Genomic DNA, 15507 nt, shown 5'->3' with positions numbered 1-15507 from the left:
GCCACCGCAGTCGAAGAGCAAGACCCCGCCAGTCGTGACGAACTCAAGGGTCGAAACGGTCCATGAGGGATGAAGACCCTTCGGTTCAGTCCGATGAACCTTCAGTTCGCATGAACTCTGGGACTTCATCGGGGTTGAGGAACCGGCGGACAGCCGTTGGCGCTGAGAAGGATCTTGATTGCAGTGAGCTGAGGCTGCTCTTGGTTGCGAAGCTTCCTTAGCTCGTTGCCAGGTGCTGGCGTCGGCGTGCGGCGCGGATCTCGGCGTCGGCGACCTTGTCGTCGAGTAGCGCGTACAGCTGGGTGGTTTCGGTGGAGGCGTGGCCGAGGCGGCGGCGGACGGCCTCGATGGAGACGCCGGCGTTGATGAGTTCGGTGGCGTGGGCGTGGCGCAGTTGGTGGATGTCGATCTCGACGCGTGCGGCGGTGCAGTACGTCTGCCAGCGGTGGTGGGCGGCGTCGTAGGACAGCGGTCCGCCGCGGCCGTTGATGCTGGCCCGGAACAGTGGCCCGGCGGTGTAGCCGGTGCGGGCCAGGTAGAGCTTGAGCAGGGTGACGTAGCCGCGGTCGTCCAGCAGGACGGTGCGTACGCTGCCGCCCTTGCCATGGATGCGGACGTGTTCGTCGTCCAGGCGCAGGTCGAGGTCTTCGACGTACAGGCCGCACACTTCGGAGGCGCGGGCGCCGCACACGTAGGCCGTTTCGAACAGCACCCGATCGCGTAGCCGGTCCAGCGGCAGATCCTTGCGCGGCCGCCGCGAGCAGATCACCGCCAGCACCTTGGCGACGTCGGCGGCCGCGGCCGGGCGCGGCAGGGTCTTGGGCACCTTGACCGTGTCGATCCGGTCCATCGGGTTGGCCTGCAGGAGGTCGTGCCGGACGGCCCACTTGGCGAAGGAAGCGACGGCGGCACGCTTGCGCTTACGGCTGGCCGGCGACAGCTCGGCGAGCTCGGCCAGGAACGCGCGAACCGGTGCGGCGGACAGTGCGCCGATCTCCTCCCCGTGGTGGGCGGCGAAGGCGATCAGGTCGCCACGGTAGGCGCGCCGAGTGTGGATGGAGGCGCCGGCGTTGGCCAGATCAGTGAGGAAGTCGTCGAGATAGCGGGCAAGCGGGTGGGCGCGGCCGAGCTGCTCGACGATGACCAGATCCATTCGGTACGCCTCCACCATCCGCCGAGTTGCCAGATAACCGGGAAACGAAGCCTCCGCGCCGGACAACAGCCGCCCAGCTCGCGCTACGTCGGTGATCGCTATCTTGCCAGATAACGAATGTTATCCCGCAACACCTCAAGCGCCGTGCCCTGGCGAAGAGCTCCGCCTGCATCGTGGATCGTCGTATGGCGACAACTCGTCTGTCCGGTCTCACTCACGCCACGGGTTGTTCGCTGTCTGCTCCAGCCTCGATGCGGGCATCCTCAAATGTTCAGGCGGGCGGCGATGCCGTCGAGGAGGCAGTTGAGGCCGAGGTCGAACTGCCATTGCCTGTCGTCCTTGCGGGTGGCGGTGCGCAGGTAGTGCTGGTAAGTGGGGTAATGGCCGGTGCGCATGTGCCAGGCCATGAGGGGGGCGAGCTCGGTGCGCAGTTCGTCGCTGCTGGACAGGCTCTGCTCGCTCATGAACGCATCGACGGCGCTGTCGTGACTCATGGCGCCGTGCACGTAGGCGTCCACGCTGCGGAAGATGCCCATCATCGTGTCGGAGTCCAGGCCGAGGCCGTCGAGCGCCGTCAGGGCCTGCTCGGCCACGGCCATTCGGCTAGGTGTCAGGGCGAGCTTGGTTTGCGGTGGGAGCTGAGCCAGCCACCGGTGCTCCAGCATCAACTCGCGTGTGCGCACGGCCAGGGCGTGCAGGCTCTCCCGCCAGCCGAGGCCGCCGGACAGGCGAAGGCCTGCGTAAACGTGGTCAACCATGAGTTCCAGCAGGTCGTCCTTGCCTGACACATAGCGGTAGGGCGCCATGGGAGCGACGCCCAGCTCTGTGGCCAGGCGGCGCATGGTGATGGCCTCCAGGCCCTCGGCGTCGGCGACCGCAACGGCGGCCGTGGCGATGCCCAGCGGAGACAACGTCTGGCGGGGGGCTGGTGCGGGCCGTTCCAGCCGCTCCCACAGCGGTGCGCTCTTGTCGGTGGCCATGCCGCCGCTCCTTTCTTCTCATCTGCCGATACAACGTATCAGCAGTAGACTGCGTACACACTCATGTGTACGTTGTATCTAGCAAAATACGTTGTACACACAAAGGAGAGCCGCGTGCTCGAGATCGCCGTCATTCTCGGCAGCACCCGTGAGGGACGTTTCGGCCCCGCCGTGGCGAACTGGCTGCTGGACCACCTCCATCAGCGCGACGACATGAGCGCCGACCTGATCGACTTGGTCGAGACCCCGCTGCCGACCGTCTTGCCGGTGCTCGGCCAGCCACCGGCCTCTCAAGAGGACAGGGATCTGCTGGCGGCCGTCTCGCCGCGCCTGGCGGCGGCCGACGCCTTCGTCATCGTGACGCCCGAGTACAACCACAGTTTCCCGGCCGCGCTGAAGAACGCCATTGACTGGCACGGCGTCGAATGGCAGGCCAAGCCCGTCGCGTTCGTCGCCTACGGCGCCTTCTCCGCCGGGCTGCGCGCGGTCGAGCAACTCCGGCTCGTCCTGGCCGAGCTGCACGCCGTCACCATCCGTGACAGCGTCGGCCTGCAGCATCCGTGGGCGCAGTTCGACGGCGACGGCAAGGCCCTCGACCCGGCCGTCGACGCCGCCGCCAAGGTCATGCTGGACCGGCTCGCCTGGTGGGCGCACGCGCTGCGCGAGGCCAAGACCGCCCGTCCCTACACCGTCTGAGGCGCCATGACACGCCTGGGTGTCTTCGGGCTGCTGACCGGCATGTTCCTGGCGATGCTCGACGGCCTGATCGTGGGCACCGCGCTGCCCACCATCGCCGGCGACCTCGGCGGCCTGGACCAGCTGCCGGGGGTGGTCACCGCGTACATGCTCGCCGCCGCGGCCACCACCCCGATCTGGGGCAAGCTCGGGGACCTGCTCGGCCGCAAGGCCACCTTCATCTGCTCCATCGCGCTGTTCCTGGCCGGGTCCGCGCTCTGCGGCCTGGCCCAGACCATGCCGCAGCTCATCGCCTTCCGCGCCGTGCAGGGGCTCGGCGCGGGCGGACTCATGGTCGGCGCGCTGGCCATCATCGGCGTGCTGGTCCCGCCGCGCGACAGCGGCCGGCTGCAGTCGATGATCGGCGCTATCATGCCCGTCGCCTACGTCGGCGGGCCGCTGCTGGGCGGGCTGCTCACCGACCACCTCAGCTGGCGCTGGACCTTCTACGTCAACCTGCCCATCGGCGTCCTCGCGCTGCTGCTCATCGCCACCCGCATCCACCTGCCACCCACCGGACGCGGCAGGCCGCGCATTGACTACGCCGGGGCGGCCCTGCTGACCGTCGCCATCGTGGCCCTGACCCTGCTGGCGGGCGGTACCCCCTGGCCCTGGGCCCTCGGCGCGATCGGCGCGCTGGCCCTGGCCGCGTTCGTGGCCGTCGAACGCCGCACCGCCGAGCCGATCATCCCGCCCCGGCTGTTCACCGACCGGAACTTCACCCTGGCCCAGGTCCTGAGTTTCCTGGTCGGCGCGGTGATGCTCACCGTCACCAACTACCTGCCGCAGTACCTGCAGCTCGTGCAGGGCTCCTCCCCGGCGGCCAGCGGCATGCTGCTGCTCCCGCTGATGTTCGGCATGCTCGGCGCCCAGCTGCTCACCAGCCGCCTCATCAGCGCCAACGGCCGCTACCGCAGCTACCCGATCCTCGGCGCAGCCCTCATGGCCGGCGGCGCGCTGGCGCTGTTCCCGCTTGACGGAGACACCCCCGCCGCGCTCGCCTCGGCCCTGGCCCTCCCCATCGGGGCAGGCCTGGGCCTGGTGCTGCAGAGCACCACCCTGATCACCATGAACAGCGCCGACCCGCGCGACATGGGCGCGGCCAGCGGCACCCTCACGCTGCTGCGCACCATCGGCGGCTCGCTGGGCATCGCCCTGCTGGGCACCCTGTATGCCGCCCGGGTACGCGACGACCTGGCCGGCCACCTGGGTCCGGCCGCCGCCGACCGACTGACCATGCGGGGCGACCTCACCCCCGCCCTGCTGCCGGGCCTGCCCGCCCAGGCGGCCGACGCGGTGCGGCTGGCCGTCACCGGAGGCCTGCACGTCATCCTCATCGGCGCCGCCGCCCTGTCCGTCGCCGCCTTCACCATCGCCTGGCTGATCCGCGAAACCCCACTGCGCACCGGCCCCGCCGACGACCCCGGCACCGACGCGCCCGCCCCTGCCGCAATCCGTGATAGATAGGCCCGACATGGAATTCTTCTGTTACCACCGTGACCGGCCCGGCTCCGCGGCACTGCGCGAGAAGCTGGTGGAGGAGCACTGGTCCTACATGGACCGCTACGACTCGCAGCTGATCGCCCGCGGCCCGACGCTCGACGGCGACACGGCCACCGGCAGCGTGCATATCGTCGACCTGCCGGACCTGGCCGCTGCGCGGGCGTTCGCCTTCGACGAGCCCATCTTTCAGGCCGGCGTGTACCGGGACGTGATGCTGCGCCGGTGGCGCAACGTGCTGGGTCGCACCATGTGGGACTTTCCCGGTGGCCGCGAAGGCGGCAACCGCTATCTGGTTCTGGGCCTCGGCACGGGCCAGTCCGCCGACCTCGTTCCACCGTCCGACCGGCGGGACGACTTGATCGCCTACGGGCCGCTGTTGTCCGACGACGGCGTCACCTGGCTGGGCACGGCAGCCCTGATCCGGGCGACGGATCGGGACACGGCCCGCACAGTCCTGGCCCCGGACCGGTATGCCGGTATCGAAGTTCACGATTGGGAGTTCGGCGGACGACGATGATCAGCATGCGGTCATCACTGGCGGCGGCACCACATCGCTGCCCCGCCTGACCGCACGCACAAGGACAGCGGCGCGAGCCGATCCCTACCCAGCTAACCGTGATCGCCCGGCATGCGGTTCAGGCCCGTCCTCACCCACAACACCCATGGCGGCACCGTCATGCGGCGGTGTCGCGCCTAGCGGCCGCAGGCCCTTGTCCGGGGCCGAGGAAGTGATCGCGTAGCGGCCCAGGCAGTTGAGGTGGGCGTGGCCCAGCGGGGACAGCCGCGCCACGTCCTCGTCCTTGACTGGTACACCCTGGGCTGATTGCCCAGGCTCCGGCGGTAGCTGGAATCCATCGGGTCCAGCATGCTCAGTAGGTGCATCGTCTTGTCGATACGGCCGTACTCGGCGAACGCCTGCCCCAGCGGCGTCGGAGAACCCTGGCGGGCGAACATGCGCAGCAGGTCGTAGGCGCGCACCTGGTTGGTCACCAACGATCCGGCTACGCGGAGCATGTCCGGCCACTGGGTGATCACCTTCTTGGTGTTCACCTTGTTCCGGGCGATCGCCTCCAGCACCCCAAACGCGCCGGTGGTGCCGTCGGGCAGCTCGGCCCGCCAGAACCGCTGGTCGCCCAGGTCGGCGAAGCGGGGCGCGAACCGGTAGCCGAGCATGGAGAAGATCCCGAACACCATGTCGCTGTCGCTGGCCTGATCAGTCGTGACCACCGCGGGTTTCGGCCCGGCGTCCAGGTTGATCAGGCAGTCCAGGATATAGAGCGAATCGCGGGGCGTGCCCGGCACAACCAATTGCCCGATCCCCGCAACCTGATCATTTACTGCGTTGAGCCAGGTCAGGCCCCTTTTGTAACCGTAGTACTTGGGTGAGGGTCCGGCGTTGATCGTCTTGACCGGGACGACGAACCGCAGCCCGTCCACCGACGCCAGCAAGCCACCGCCCCACGCTGCGACGATCGGCACCTTGCCCTGGTGCTCGATCAGGATCGCGTTGGCCGCGGCGTCCGTCTCGCCGCGCACATAGTTCTGGTCCACATGCGAGAGCCGGCCACGGGTCAGCGCCTCATCCCCGACCTTGATCACCGGCGTCAACCCGACGTTGCACGCCTCGCTGATCAGCAGCGCCACCAGCGATCTCGGCAGATCGTTCATGCGGGTGGAGATGTCGGCCAGGTGCACATAGGCGTCCAGGAAACCGGTCCAGGCGTGCACCTCCAGCAGAAGCTCGGGCAGGTCGATGCGGGGCGCATGGCCTGGCAGGCGGCCCGTAGCCATGCCAGGGACTCGCTCTCGCCGAGCGCGCCGAGTTTCTCCACCGACAGCCGGGCCCGCCCGCCGCCGGCCGGGGTCACCACCGAGACCAACGCGTCCTCGCCCGCTTCCTCCAGCCGGGCGGCCATCTGCTTCCAGGCTGCGTCCAGGGCCGTGACCTTGTCGTTCAGATGTTCCTGGACGGGGTCGGTGAGTGACAGGGAGGCCAGCACGTCCTCGGCGATCGCCTCCCACTGCGGGCCGGCCAGCAGGTGCGCGCGCGGGTCGGCCCAGCGCAGCGACGGCGAGGCGAACACATCCCGGACCGTCAGGGCCCGCATCAGGTGCTCCAGCACGCACACCACGTACGCGTCACGATCCACCGCACCCTGCGGCAGATCATGGTTGGCATACACCGTCCGCTTCCACGACACGGTCACCAACGCGGCGTCGATCTCCTTGGGCAGCAGCGGCTTCTTGCTCACCTGCCGCCGCGACAGCTCCGGCAACCGGCGCACCGCGGCCAGCACGCGCCGCCCGCCCGGTGCCGCTGCCAGTGCCTTCGACTCACCCAGCAGCCGCAGGAACGGGCGCACGGTGTTGTACTTCTCCACCAGCGCCGTCCGCATCGCCGCCTCGGCCGCGCCGTCCTCCTCAGGGACCAGTTCTTCCACCACTTCCAGCGCCGCGCGGACCTGTTCCTTGCTGGCGCCGGCGATCTCGGCAACTGCGGTCCACATCGCCGCCACATCGAGGTCTGCACCCTCCTGGTCAACCAGGTCAAGCTGGTCGACCAGGACGCGTCCAGCCTTGGCCACCAGCTTGGAGGCCCGCTCCAGCCGCGGCAGCATCCGCAGCGCTCGTCGGCGGACTTACGGCGGGCCGGGCTAATCAACCGGGTGGCCATCAGCAGCGCGAACAGATCGGCGGCCACCGAGCCAATGCCGCAGGCCAGTGCCCGGGCCAGGGCGGCCAGCCCGGCACGGATCCGCTCCGGGCCGTCGGCGTCGATCCACCACACCAGCCGGTACTCCTGCCGGTGGCGGTGGGCGTACTGCAGCGCCAGTTCGCTCTTGCCGACGCCGCCCAGCCCGAGCACGGCCTGACTGATCACCCGGGCCCGGTCTCCTCCTGCAGCGCCTGACGTAGTGCGGTCAGGGCCGTATCGCGGCCGACGAAGGCCGCGGCCGGACGGCGCGGCAACCCGGCCAGCCCGACGGGGACCTGCACGGTGCCGGCCTCGGGCAGCGGCCGCCGCGGAACCTGCTGGGTGATCTGGTTGACGGTCTGGTCGCGAGCCGCCTGGTACAACCGGCCTTGGTCACGAGCGGCGCCGTCCATCCGGACATCTGGCAGATCCGGCAGGTCGGCCGAGGGGGTGGTCATGGCTCGTTGATGGTCTGGTCGCCGCCGGCCTGATACACCCGGCCCTGGTCTGAGGCCTGCGCCCGCATCTGCACGTTCCGCGCGCCGTCACCGGTGGAGATGATGCCGGTGTTGTCGCCGCCAATGGCGACCGACCGCTCGCCTTCGGCCGACACCTGAAGGGCTTGCTGCTCAGCGGCCGCCGTCTCGGGCGGGGTGATGCCGGCCGGGGTGCGGTCGGCGCGCGTCTGCGCGCGCAACGCCACCACCGCGACCACGAACCCGGCCGCACCCAGCAGCATGCCGGCGAACATGCCGATCACGCTGCCCCGTTGATCCAGGGTGGCCAGCAGTTCCGGAGGCAGGTCCAGCGGATCGGCGAAGAACCACAGCAGCCCCGCCACCAGAGAGGCCGCCAGCAACACGAGCGCGATGATCGCCGTGCCGCGCCACAGCCCCGAACCCGCCGCTCGTCCCGCCTCGTGCGTCGTCTTTGACATGCCTCCAGAGTGCTCTCGAACCAGCGCGAGCGGGACCGAAAGTAGCGGAGGACGCCTCGGTTGGGCCGCCGGCTCGGGATCGTGACCAACATCGTCCATCCTCCTACGATGATCGACTCAACCCGGAAGAGACAAGCCCGCTCGGACCGGGCGGGAGACTGGTGGCCACCGATGTTCACCGGGGCGTGCCGCCACTCCCGCGAATTCGGGCCTCTGCCATGGCACCCCAGCCGAACAAGCATGGCGTTCCCACCGTGAAGATCACACCGCAGACAATGAGGAAGACCCCGAGGCCCCTCTGCGACGCGACCGGCTCCACACTGGACTTGTCCGGGTTAGCCGGATCGTAGAGAACCTTGATACGGGCGCCCACCCGCTCATCGCCCGTATGCCGCACCACATGCCGGGTCCCGTCGAAGGCAACGAAACTGACATCGATCTTCGGGGTCGAACCCATGCCACTGGTGACCCACTCCCTGGAGACCACCACCCCGGTAGTGGAGCGCCCATGCCCGGAAAGATCCGAGGCTTCGTCAAGCATGGACCAGCCCGAGCCAACCATAACGACGCCCAACAGGACGAAGGGGATTGACGCCAGCACCTTCAGCACCGTCAAGAAGTAGGCGGCCCGAGAACTCCTCGCCTGGCCACCGGAGGGTCGGCCTCTACGTTCGCTTCCTGCAGGTGCCCGCTGTTGCCGACCGAGCACAGGGTTCCGCCTTTCTCGGTGATGATGACCCTGAAGCCCATTCTCTGCGTCTCGGCGCATCGGTACCAGAAAAAGGTGTACAGGTCGCGGTCGTGCAGGTCTCTGGCGTATCCGGAGACCACCACGGTGCACGGGAGGCGATCACTGAGACTGACTCACCTCCAACGAGACGGGACAGCGGCGGGGGCTCCCTGATCTTCTGCCGGAATTCCTGGGACGCAGGATTACTCCTGATAACCTTCCTTCTCCCGAGCAAAATCCATGATCGAAAGGGAGGCCGGAGAACCGCCCTCGCCCCCGCAGCGCCGTCACCGCGGCGGCGCTGGAGGTGTCCGCCCACACCGCCGACTTCGCGCTGAGCGACGCGACGCTCCAGGCGCTGACCGACGCGGTCCCGGCCTCGACCCGGCGCGTCTACACCGCCGACATGAAGGCCTTCGGCGCGTGGTGCAAGGCGCACGGCCGCGTCCCGCTGCCGGCCACGGCCGCCACGCTCGCCGAGTATGTCCGCCACCTGACCGCCACCCCGAGCAAGAACGGCAGGCCGTTCTCCCCCTCCACCATCGAACGCGCCATGGCCGCCATCGCACCACGCACGAGCTGGCCGGCCATCCCAAGCCGGAGACCAAGGCCGCCCAGCAGATCCTCACCGGCTACCGGCACGGGCTCGCCCTGGCCAAGGACCCAGCCGCCCAGCCCCGCAAGGCCACCCCCGCCGTTCCCGACGCGCTGCGCGCCATGCTGGCCACCCTCGACCGCACCACGCTGGCCGGGCAGCGCGACGCCGCCCTGTTCCTGCTCGGCTACGCCACCGCCGCCCGCGCCGGCGAGCTGGTCGCCCTCGACATCGCCGACGTTGTCGAGACCGACGACGGCCTGGACGTCACCGTCTACTGGCCCAAGCTCAAGAAGTTCACGCAGGTGGCCGCTCTCCGGCTCTGACAGAACTGGCCTGTCAACCTGGGCGGCGGAGGGTGCGGCGCACGGCCAGGCCGCCGAGGGCCGCCGACGCGAGCGCCAGGATCCCCGCCTCGGTCCACTGGAAGCGCCAGAACCTGGACGGCGGATGGTAGTACACCGCGTACCGGTGGCCCTTGCCGAACAGGCACGCCTGCCACGCCTCGGTGTTCTTGCTGCTCTGCCCCACATCCACCCGACGCGGGCAGCCGCTGTCCGACGGCTCGGCGACCTCCCTCCCGGACGGCTCCACCCAGGCGGCGCTCACCAGCCGAGCGTCGGGATCGTCCAGCAGCACGGTGCCGGACAGCTCGGTACGCGCGGGCTCGGCGTAGTGGTCGCTCAGCTGGAACAGCGTGAACATCGTCACCGTCACCCCGGCCACGACCAACGCCATCGCGGGCAGCGTACGCCGGAACAGGGTGCCGGCCACCGTGCCGAGCGCGAACGCATACAGCCACCACGCCCCCGGCGCCACCCCGACCATGTTGAACACGCCGATATTGCCGAACGTGGAGTCGACCCCCGTCCTGAACACCGGCCGCCACAGGCTCACCATGAGCGACAGCAGTAGCCCACCCGCCACGACCGCCCCGCCCAGGACCGACAGCTTGACCGCCAGCCACCGCCACACGGGCACGGACTGCGTCCAGGCCAGGCGGTGGGTGCCGCGCTCGTACTCGCGGCCGAGCAGCGGCGCGCCCCAGAACGCCCCGATCAACGCCGGCGCCACCAGAGGCATCCAACCGAACACCGAGTAGACCGCGTCGTAGCGCCGCCCCAGCGGCACCGCCAGGTCTCCGCACGCCACGGCGGGCCCCGGGCAGCCCGGCGGGGCGTGCTCGGCCACGTACCAGCTCGCCTCCACCGCCGAACCCAGCAGCAGTACTCCCAGCAGCGTCAGGAAGCCCGCCGTCACGAGGATCTGCGCCCGGTGCTGGCGCCACGTCACCCAGATCACGCGCCCACCCTCGTCAGTCCCGTCAGCGCCGCCGACTCGGGGCTGCGCAGGTAGCCCATGACGAGCTCCTCCAGCCCGGGGCGCCGCGCCTGCCAGCGCGGATCGAGCGGGGATGCGCCCCTGACCAGCATGCTGACCTGCCTGCCGGTACGGCTCGCGCTCACCACCTGCGTCCCCGCCGCCGACGCCTCGTCCGGCCCGGTGAGCACGAGATGCCCGTCGAGCAGCTCCTCGATGTCACCACTGACCTGCAGCCGACCCCCGTTCAGCACGACCAGCCAGTCGCAGGTCTCCTCCAGGTCGGAGACGACGTGCGAGGACAGCAGCACGGTCAGCTCCCTCCCGGCCACCTCCGCCATGATCGAGCGCATCACGTCGTGGCGGGCGAGGGGGTCGAGGTTGGCCAGCGGTTCGTCCAGCACGAGCAGGTCGGGCCGACACGCCAGCGCCAGCGTGACCGCCACCTGCGCCTGCTGCCCGCCCGACAGCCCACTCACCTTCCGCTCCAGCGGGATGCCCAGCCCGGCGAGCCGGGCGGCAGCGGCGGCGTCGTCCCAGCGGGAGTTCATACGGTGGCCGAAGGTGAGCATGTCGGCGACGGTGAAGCTCTCGTACAGCGGCTTGTCCTGCGCCACGAACGCCGCCTCGCCGGCCACGCGGACGCTTCCCAGCGCGGGCCGCAGCAGGCCGACGGCCGCGTGCATGAGCGTGGTCTTGCCCGCGCCGTTGGGCCCGACGAGCGCCGCCACGCGCCCCGTCGGCACGGACAGCGAACAGTCGCGCAACGCCCACGTACGGCGATAGCGGACCCCCAGCCCGGTCGCCTCCAGCGCGGGACTCATGCCACGCCCTCCTTCGCCGCGCCGGCCAGGACCACGGTGAACAGCGCCCGCAGGTCCTCCTGATCGAGCCCGGCCGCGAAAGCGTCGTGCACCCACGCCTCCAGACCGCGCCGCAGCCGCGTGTGCTCGGCGAGCGTCGCACCCGCGATGCCCTGCCGGACGAACGTCCCCATCCCCGGCCGCCCCTCGACCAGCCCTTCACGCTCCAGCTCCCGGTAGGCCTTGAGCACGGTGTTGGGATTGATGGCCAGGCTCTCGACCACCTCGCGGGCGGTCGGCAACTGGTCGCCAGGCCGCAGCGTACCGAGCCGGAGCGCCTGTTTGACCTGGTGAACGAGCTGTAGGTACGTCGAAACCCCCGAGCCGCGGTCCAGGTTGAACTCGATCAACCGAAACACCCTTTCACTATTTGAATAGTGAAAGGGTGTTGGATTCGCCCGCCCCTTGTCAACCCGTTGTCGTCACGCGACGCCATGTTCGGCAGTCGACGGGTCTGGAGACGGCCGAGCTGACCGGCGCGCGGGTGGCACCGGCCGCTGAAGGCACGCGGCGGGAGTGGCCGCCGACGTGGCGGGAGTGGCCGCCGACGTGGCGGTGAGGAGCTCGCGGATGGGTGGCAGACGCTGCGCCTGGCGGCCGACGCGGGTGAGGGGCAGGCGGGGGAGGCTGGGACGGCGCCGTATGTTACGAACTTGCCCGCATCCGATCACTCGCGCCCCCATCACAAACGAGTTCCACTGGCTCAGAGACGAAGAATCCGCGAACCCGCGCGCTTCGGCAGAAGGCCGATAAGGACGTCGCGGAGTGGTTGCCGATCGAGCAGGTCCGCTGCCGGTACGCGGTAACAGTTGAGGCATCCTCGCCATCGCCCGTGCGAGATGGCGATGCAATAGGGCGCATGTCAGCCAGGCAGCCGCGACCACCAGCCCAGGACGTCATAGCAGCGGCGACCACATCCAAAGCACGTCGAATGGCTAGAGGCGCGACCCCGGCCCCTGCGCCTGCCACGGCTCCCTCAGCGCGCCAGACACGATGGTGGAGACGGCGGTGGATAGGACGCTTATTCTGGCTGATCCCCCTGTTAGCGGCGATCGCCGGGGCTGGCGCAGCAGCGACCATCGGCAGCATCCCAGACTGGGGACGCTGGACCCTGGCAGGTATCGCCCTGGCCGGAATCTCCGCACTCGGCATCGCCGTGCTCATCGGGCCGGCCGCGCGCCGCCTAGCCGGGGAACACCATCCCTTGACGCGGGCCGAGCGTCAGCAGATGACCGCGACCGAACGTGTACAGGCCGTCAACGCCGCGCGCCACACCCTGATCCAAGCCGCCACCGGGCTGGTGGTCATCGGCGGCGTCGTCTTCACAGCCCAGGGCTTGTGGTACACCGCGCAGTCACTCGATGCTTCTCGGCAGGCGCAGCTGACCGCCGAGGAGGGGCAGATCACCGACCGGTACACCAAGGCCGTGGAACAACTCGGCTCCGCCAAGCTGGACGTCCGGCTCGGCGGCCTGTACGCCCTGGAACGGCTCGCGCAAGACTCCCATCGCGACCACCAGACCATTTACGACGTGCTGGCCGCATTCGTGCGCGAGCACGACCCGAAACCCAGCATCACAGACAAGGAGTTGTTCACCATGCGCGCCACCACCGATGTGGCAGCCGCGTTGACCATCATCGGACGTCGATCCGCTACCCGAGATGTGCGCGCGCCCGACCTGAACTCGATCCGTACCCCTGGTGCGAACCTGAGCGAGGCGTACCTCATGGATGCGGGCCTGACCGAGGCGAGACTGTTCCGCGCGGATCTGACCAAAGCCCACCTGGGTGGCGCCAATCTGACCAGCGCACGGCTGGACGGCGCAAATCTGAGCGGCGCGGAACTAGACTACGCGAACCTGCTCGGTGCGAACCTGACCGACGCGAATCTGTTCCGCGCGAACCTGACCGACGCATACCTGACCGACGCGAACCTGACCGGCGCGAACCTTATCGACGCGAACCTGACCGGCGCGAATCTGACCGGCGCGAATCTGACCGGCGCGAATCTGACCGGCATCATCGGAGTCACGGAGAGCGAAATCAGAAAGGTGCCCCTCGTCGATGAGACCACGATCTTCTGATCGCACGTGGGCGACCTATGGTCTGATCGACATGCCAGCAATGCGGCGGCGTAGCCGAAGCTCCTGGTCGGCGAGCCGGTCATCGAGGACGAGGTTCCCGCCGACCACCCCGCCGATGGTGCGGGTGAGGGTGATCTGCCGCACCCGCAGCTTCACCCGCTCCCCCGCCTCGCCAGGCGCGTAGATGCGGTCGCCGGGCAGGTAATCCCGAAGCGGGAGCCAGCGAGTGTTGTGCGCGAACGACAGTTCGCGGGTACGCTGCACCCGCCGCGCCGCGCACGAGCAGCGAGTCGCCAACGAGGGTCGCCGCGGTCGCCTCCGTCACGCCAACCTGGCGGACGCCGGCCTCCCACCGCCCCCACGACAGCGGGGTGCCGACGTTGACGCGCTCGACGCGGAAGGAGCTGTCGCCGGTCCGGTCAGTGCCCACGGCGATGTCCCACGTGTCCGTGGTGACGACAGTCGCGCGCATCGCCGCCGCGGCGATCAGCGGCCGCTCCGACGCCGTGGCCAGCCTGCGCGGCAAACTCACCTGATCGGCCCGGGGGCGTGCTGGACAGGAATGTCCGGGAAGTGACCGGCGCGTGCCCTGTTGACGGCGACCGTGCTCTGTGACGCCAATAGCAATCGCTCTGGCGAACTCACGGGGAGACTCGATGCAGACAGCAGGAACATCCCGGAAAATACGCCCCATGGCCCGAGTTCTGGCGACGGTAACCGTGCTTGCGGCACCCTTGGCGGTCACCGCCTCGCCCGTGTCGGCCACAACCGCAAATCGGACCGTTTCGGCTGAGGCGGCTCTGGCCTGCGCCACCCCCTGCACGTGGTTGTCAGGGCCACATGAAGCGAGGATCAGAGCCCTGAAGGCGGCGGAAAAACAGGCCAAGATGCTTGCCGAACAGGGCTACATGATCGAGCTGGTGACGACGATTACGACGCAGACCACGATCGGCCAGGCGCACAAGGGGAAGGTGCGTTACGTCAGAAGATGATGCGGTAGGCGACCGAGCCCGCTCCCCCGCAGGGTGGTCAGTCCGGCGGCGCCGCTGAGCGAGGTCTAGCTCCATCACCGCCTCGGCGGCGGCGCGCGGGCGGGACGTACTCGAACGACACCAGCCCGAGCCGACGCGGGTCGAGCGTGTCCTTGTGCTGGTTCCGCCGACGCCCGGAACGCCTCCCCGTTGGAGAGCGTCTTGTACGGACGCAGCCACGCGGGCGCGGCGGTGACGCTGAACCCGTATGACGAGGAGGCGTTCCCGGTCCCGATCCCGCCGCTGGTGACGGTGCCACGACGATGATGAGCATCGCCCCTCTTGATGTCGCCGTCCGAAAAGCCGTATAAGTTCACGCTTCCCTAAGATCGTCTTCCATGAAGAAGACAATCATGGCTGTGGTGACAGCCGCGACCGTTGCGGCGCTCATCCCCCTCGCACCAGGCACGGCCCTGGCCGAACCGGTTCCCACCGGCTGAACCACAACCGCAAGGCCCTCACCCACGACTGGCAAATCAAGAAGTACTAACGCATCGTCGCGAGGTGCGGGCACTGGCAGAATCCAGCGATCGAGTGATCGTGTTTCTGGGCATCGGCTGGATCCCATCTTGTCGTGAGACAGGTGCGGCGCTGAGAGCGATTCTCAGCGCCTCACCTCGCGAGCTGCAACCGTCCCAAATGCGTTCGGCGCCGACGATGCGGACGCGGGGCTTGATCTGCACAAGGGTCTCCTTGTCAGGTGACATCCGATCTGGCCATTGATCATGGCGTGACCTCGCGTTGGACACATTGGCGGGCCTGTCCAGTAAACGGTGTAACTCGATCTTGAATTAGTTCTATCGGGTGGTCGGGTTCAGGCGGCCTTCGAAGGTGATGGCGAAGGCGTTGAGAGCGGCTTTCCAGCGGGTGATCCAGCGTTTG

General features: G+C 68.9%; 18 protein-coding genes. 7 read left to right on the top strand and 11 right to left on the bottom strand.

Annotated features, from left to right (window positions below):
- Positions 1–217: 217 nt before the first annotated feature.
- Positions 218–1153 carry a tyrosine-type recombinase/integrase gene (locus tag EJK15_RS59985; protein ID WP_240777918.1) on the bottom strand — a complete coding sequence of 312 codons (936 nt, stop codon included), beginning with the start codon at positions 1151–1153 and terminating at the stop codon, positions 218–220.
- Between the two features lie 263 nt (positions 1154–1416).
- Complete coding sequence (locus tag EJK15_RS59980; protein ID WP_138719326.1) at positions 1417–2133, bottom strand: TetR/AcrR family transcriptional regulator C-terminal domain-containing protein; 717 nt, start codon at positions 2131–2133, stop codon at positions 1417–1419.
- A gap of 114 nt (positions 2134–2247) precedes the next feature.
- On the opposite strand from EJK15_RS59980, the gene EJK15_RS59975 reads away from it, so the two are divergent.
- Genes EJK15_RS59975 through EJK15_RS59965 form a run of 3 tightly spaced genes read left to right on the top strand, consistent with a single transcriptional unit; the run spans position 2248 to position 4888 of the window.
- Positions 2248–2829: an NADPH-dependent FMN reductase gene (locus tag EJK15_RS59975; RefSeq protein ID WP_338089960.1), complete on the top strand. Its 582-nt coding sequence runs from the start codon at positions 2248–2250 to the stop codon at positions 2827–2829.
- 6 nt (positions 2830–2835) lie between these two features.
- Entirely contained in the window at positions 2836–4335 is a 1500-nt protein-coding gene (locus tag EJK15_RS59970; protein WP_138719324.1) for an MDR family MFS transporter, read from the top strand.
- 7 nt (positions 4336–4342) lie between these two features.
- On the top strand, positions 4343–4888 hold the full coding sequence (locus tag EJK15_RS59965; RefSeq protein WP_138719323.1) for a YciI family protein: 546 nt from the start codon (positions 4343–4345) through the stop codon (positions 4886–4888).
- Between the two features lie 176 nt (positions 4889–5064).
- Here the strand turns inward: EJK15_RS59965 and EJK15_RS73710 are convergent, their stop codons facing one another.
- The 5 genes from EJK15_RS73710 to EJK15_RS59945 all read right to left on the bottom strand — a co-directional run bounded on the left by EJK15_RS73710 (position 5065) and on the right by EJK15_RS59945 (position 8613).
- Positions 5065–6066 carry a Tn3 family transposase gene (locus EJK15_RS73710; protein WP_276615558.1) on the bottom strand — a complete coding sequence of 334 codons (1002 nt, stop codon included), beginning with the start codon at positions 6064–6066 and terminating at the stop codon, positions 5065–5067.
- The gene (locus EJK15_RS76855) at positions 6036–6989 is read right to left on the bottom strand and encodes a hypothetical protein (protein WP_276615557.1); all 954 of its coding nucleotides are present in this window, start codon (positions 6987–6989) and stop codon (positions 6036–6038) included. The genes EJK15_RS73710 and EJK15_RS76855 overlap by 31 nt, the downstream gene beginning before the upstream one ends.
- A gap of 259 nt (positions 6990–7248) precedes the next feature.
- A complete protein-coding gene (locus EJK15_RS59955; protein WP_138719322.1) occupies positions 7249–7524 on the bottom strand; it encodes a hypothetical protein in 276 nt (91 codons plus the stop codon).
- Positions 7521–8003: a hypothetical protein gene (locus EJK15_RS59950; protein ID WP_138719321.1), complete on the bottom strand. Its 483-nt coding sequence runs from the start codon at positions 8001–8003 to the stop codon at positions 7521–7523. Before EJK15_RS59950 ends, EJK15_RS59955 begins: the two co-directional genes overlap by 4 nt.
- A gap of 175 nt (positions 8004–8178) precedes the next feature.
- Positions 8179–8613: a DUF3592 domain-containing protein gene (locus EJK15_RS59945; protein WP_171075229.1), complete on the bottom strand. Its 435-nt coding sequence runs from the start codon at positions 8611–8613 to the stop codon at positions 8179–8181.
- Positions 8614–9156: 543 nt separating this feature from the next.
- On the opposite strand from EJK15_RS59945, the gene EJK15_RS72020 reads away from it, so the two are divergent.
- A complete protein-coding gene (locus tag EJK15_RS72020) occupies positions 9157–9654 on the top strand; it encodes a site-specific integrase (protein WP_171075228.1) in 498 nt (165 codons plus the stop codon).
- Positions 9655–9667: 13 nt separating this feature from the next.
- Here the strand turns inward: EJK15_RS72020 and EJK15_RS59930 are convergent, their stop codons facing one another.
- Genes EJK15_RS59930 through EJK15_RS59920 form a run of 3 tightly spaced genes read right to left on the bottom strand, consistent with a single transcriptional unit; the run spans position 9668 to position 11870 of the window.
- Complete coding sequence (locus EJK15_RS59930) at positions 9668–10630, bottom strand: ABC transporter permease (RefSeq protein WP_138719317.1); 963 nt, start codon at positions 10628–10630, stop codon at positions 9668–9670.
- Positions 10627–11472 carry an ABC transporter ATP-binding protein gene (locus tag EJK15_RS59925; RefSeq protein WP_138719316.1) on the bottom strand — a complete coding sequence of 282 codons (846 nt, stop codon included), beginning with the start codon at positions 11470–11472 and terminating at the stop codon, positions 10627–10629. Before EJK15_RS59925 ends, EJK15_RS59930 begins: the two co-directional genes overlap by 4 nt.
- Complete coding sequence (locus EJK15_RS59920; RefSeq protein WP_338089959.1) at positions 11469–11870, bottom strand: GntR family transcriptional regulator; 402 nt, start codon at positions 11868–11870, stop codon at positions 11469–11471. Before EJK15_RS59920 ends, EJK15_RS59925 begins: the two co-directional genes overlap by 4 nt.
- A gap of 869 nt (positions 11871–12739) precedes the next feature.
- On the opposite strand from EJK15_RS59920, the gene EJK15_RS59915 reads away from it, so the two are divergent.
- Complete coding sequence (locus EJK15_RS59915) at positions 12740–13594, top strand: pentapeptide repeat-containing protein (RefSeq protein ID WP_171075227.1); 855 nt, start codon at positions 12740–12742, stop codon at positions 13592–13594.
- 15 nt (positions 13595–13609) lie between these two features.
- On the opposite strand, the gene EJK15_RS59910 is transcribed toward EJK15_RS59915, so the two are convergent.
- Positions 13610–13858 (bottom strand): hypothetical protein, encoded by a 249-nt coding sequence (locus EJK15_RS59910; protein WP_138719313.1) that lies wholly within the window; start codon positions 13856–13858, stop codon positions 13610–13612.
- Between the two features lie 116 nt (positions 13859–13974).
- Here EJK15_RS59910 and EJK15_RS72015 point away from each other — a divergent pair, with 116 nt between their 5' ends.
- Positions 13975–14130 (top strand): hypothetical protein, encoded by a 156-nt coding sequence (locus EJK15_RS72015; RefSeq protein WP_171075226.1) that lies wholly within the window; start codon positions 13975–13977, stop codon positions 14128–14130.
- A 156-nt stretch (positions 14131–14286) separates the two neighbouring features.
- Positions 14287–14586, top strand: a complete 300-nt coding sequence (locus tag EJK15_RS59905) for a hypothetical protein (protein ID WP_138719312.1) — start codon at positions 14287–14289, stop codon at positions 14584–14586.
- Positions 14587–15507 lie beyond the last annotated feature (921 nt).

The organism is Nonomuraea basaltis (assembly GCF_005893125.1).
GTDB lineage: Bacteria > Actinomycetota > Actinomycetes > Streptosporangiales > Streptosporangiaceae > Nonomuraea > Nonomuraea basaltis.
This window is presented reverse-complemented; position numbering and strand designations above follow the sequence as displayed.